General features: G+C 45.5%; 3 protein-coding genes and 1 pseudogene. All 4 read left to right on the top strand.

The features are described from left to right. Window positions 1-45 precede the first annotated feature (45 nt). Window positions 46-159 (top strand): annotated as a pseudogene (locus O9295_RS15200) (ISNCY family transposase); the annotation flags it as partial. A gap of 261 nt (window positions 160-420) precedes the next feature. Continuing rightward, window positions 421-972 carry an alpha/beta hydrolase gene (locus O9295_RS15195; protein ID WP_249268095.1) on the top strand — a complete coding sequence of 184 codons (552 nt, stop codon included), beginning with the start codon at window positions 421-423 and terminating at the stop codon, window positions 970-972. Continuing rightward, a complete protein-coding gene (locus tag O9295_RS15190) occupies window positions 969-2,321 on the top strand; it encodes a 16S rRNA (cytosine(967)-C(5))-methyltransferase (protein WP_288033647.1) in 1,353 nt (450 codons plus the stop codon). The genes O9295_RS15195 and O9295_RS15190 overlap by 4 nt, the downstream gene beginning before the upstream one ends. After that, window positions 2,311-2,721, top strand: coding sequence for a tellurite resistance TerB family protein (locus O9295_RS15185; RefSeq protein ID WP_287732980.1), 411 nt, complete (start codon window positions 2,311-2,313; stop codon window positions 2,719-2,721). The genes O9295_RS15190 and O9295_RS15185 overlap by 11 nt, the downstream gene beginning before the upstream one ends. The last annotated feature ends 138 nt before the right edge of the window (window positions 2,722-2,859 follow it).

The following is a 2,859-nucleotide window of genomic DNA, read 5'->3' as shown; positions in this document are numbered from 1 at the left end:
TTACTCACTTGCATAAATGAGATGCTCCCATGTGATGTGTGATGATGTGATGAGATGTGGTCTTGGGTTTTTTCTAAGACGATAAAGGTTTATATTTGGCGGTTAATTGATAGAAAGACAAGGGAAATTATTGGTTGCTATTTAGGGTATGCTGAAAAAGTTTTTCCTGGGGACAGGGTGTGGGGTGTGGGGTGATGGGAGTTGGGAGTGCCGGAGTTGGGAGAATAAAGCTGCCTTTTGCATGAGTGCCTTTTGCCTTCAGAAGCTGATCACTGAAAAGACTCCCCCAACACCCATCTCACTGCCGGGGAAAACCGCTATAGAATAGAGAAAAAAGAGAATTGCGAGGAAAAAACTCTGTCTTTTAACCCGATTGTCATTCCCCCTTCCCCGGAAAATCCCGCTCGCTATCTAGTGATCATGCTGCACGGTTGGGGTGCAGATGCCATGGATCTGGCCCCCCTTGCATCGATGTTGGATCTGGCTGATTGTCAATTTTTGTTTCCTAATGCTCCCTTCGATCATCCCCAAGTGCCGGGGGGACGCGCCTGGTATGCTTTAGAAACCTCCGATTATCAAGGTTTAGTCCCTAGTCGTCAACAGTTGCACGATTGGATTATTTCCCTAGAAGCAACTACCGGTATTCCCCTAGAGCGGACTTTTTTGACTGGTTTTTCCCAAGGGGGAGCGATGACGCTGGATGTGGGTTTATCTTTACCCTTGGCGGGATTGGGTTCCTTGAGTGGTTATCTGCACGGTGAACCCCATCCCCAAGGCCCACAAAATGTCTTAATTGTTCATGGTAAGCAGGATACCGTCGTTCCTATCGCTGCTGCTCGTCAAGCCAGAGATTTACTGCTTGGTTTGGGGGTTAACGTCGAATATCACGAGTTAAATATGGGTCACGAAATCCCGATTCCGGCACTGACTATTTTACGCCAATTCCTCCGCAATCGTCTAGAAACTGCATGAATAATGCTCGTCAGCTGGCTTTGCTGATTTTACGGGATATCGATCGCTCCTCCGCCTATCCCGATCGCGCTCTTGATCGCCATTTGTCCGCTAGTTCCTTAAATTGTCTTGACAAAGCCTTGACAACGGAGATTGTTTATGGTATAATCCGCCGACAAAGAACCTTGGATGCGCTGCTCGATCGCCTGGGGAAAAAAACTGCGGCCCAGCAACCCCCGGATTTACGGCGAATTCTCCATATTGGTCTTTATCAACTGCGTTATCTATCCCAGATTCCCCCATCGGCGGCGGTGAATACGGCGGTAGAATTAACTAAAATCAGTCATTTAGGCAAATTAGCGGCGGTGGTTAACGGAATGCTGCGGCAATATCTCCGTTTAACTGCTAATGGCGACGATCCTTTACTTTTACCGGAAAATACCGCTTCTAGATTGGGTATTCTCCACAGTTTCCCCGATTGGTTGGTGCAATTGTGGTTAGATCGCTTTAGTGTTACGGAAACGGAACAACTGTGTCAATGGTTTAATCGCTCTCCTGACCTCGATATTCGGATTAATCCCCTGAAAACTAGCCGAGAAGCCCTAGAAAATGAGTTAGAATCAGCCAATATAACTTTTAATCATCTTAAGTTACCTCTAGCTTGCCGTTTAACCTCTGGTTTAGGCAATATTGAGCGTTTAGAGGGATTTCGAGCCGGAAATTACACCCTACAGGATATTAGCGCCCAATTAGTCACTTATCTCCTCGATCCCCAGCCCGGAGAGACAATTATCGACGCTTGCGCGGCACCGGGGGGAAAAACCACTCATATTGCCGAATTAATGGGCGATCGAGGTAGAATATTAGCCTGTGATCAAACGGCATCCCGTTTACGACAGTTAGAAGCCAATATTAAAAGATTAGACTTAAAAGCGATCGAAATACATCTAGGGGATAGTCGCGATCGTCCCCAGTGGCACGGCATCGCTGATCGTGTACTAATCGATGCTCCATGTTCAGGACTGGGAACCCTGCACAAGCGTCCTGATATACGTTGGCGACAAACACCAGAAAATTTACCTGTACTAGCCAAACGACAGGGGGAACTTTTAGCCTCGGCTGCCACTTGGGTAAAACCGAAGGGAATCTTAGTTTATGCCACCTGTACTCTCGATCCGTTAGAAAATGAAAGAGTGATCGAGCAGTTTTTAGCCGCTCATCCCGATTGGAAAATGGCCACTCCTGACTCTAATTCATGCTTCTCAGAATACTATACAGAAACGGGAGCGATCGAAGTGTTACCCCATCGGCATAATCAAGACGGTTTTTTTATGGCTAAGTTAGTCAAGGAAGTGTGGGATGAAAAATAAACAATTACTGAAAATTCTCATCGGTGTTGCTTGGATTGATGGTGTCATTCAACCATCAGAAAGAAATTATTTACGACAGGTAGCTGTGAGGGAAAAACTTGATGATGATCCGGAGATAAAACCACTATTATCGGAACTAAAACCAGTTAAAACCGGTGAATGTTATCGATGGTTAGAGTCCTATTTAGGCGATAATCCTAGTCCAGAAATCTATCAAGATCTACTAACATCGATTAGCACTTTAATCTATAGCGATGACGACGTGGATATACAGGAAGCGAAATTATTAACTAAAGTGCAGAGTTTCGATCCGACTCATGATAGCCATCGATCGATGTTAGATAAATTAGTGACGGGAATTCAAAAATTGTACCACAGGGCAATTACTGAAAGTAATTAGGGTCTGCTGAAAAAGTTTTTCCTGGGGGTAGGAGTCAGTAGCCGGTCGTCAGGAGCCGGTCGTTTTAGGCTTTGTTGCCCTTGTTTTTTGTACCAAGCGATGTACTACAAGAAGGATAATGCAAGGTTTTTGAACGTC

This window comes from Microcystis sp. LE18-22.4A, assembly GCF_027531105.1.
Classification (GTDB): domain Bacteria; phylum Cyanobacteriota; class Cyanobacteriia; order Cyanobacteriales; family Microcystaceae; genus Microcystis; species Microcystis aeruginosa.
Note: the sequence above shows the minus strand (reverse complement) of the source record. Positions and strands in the feature narration are given on the sequence as shown.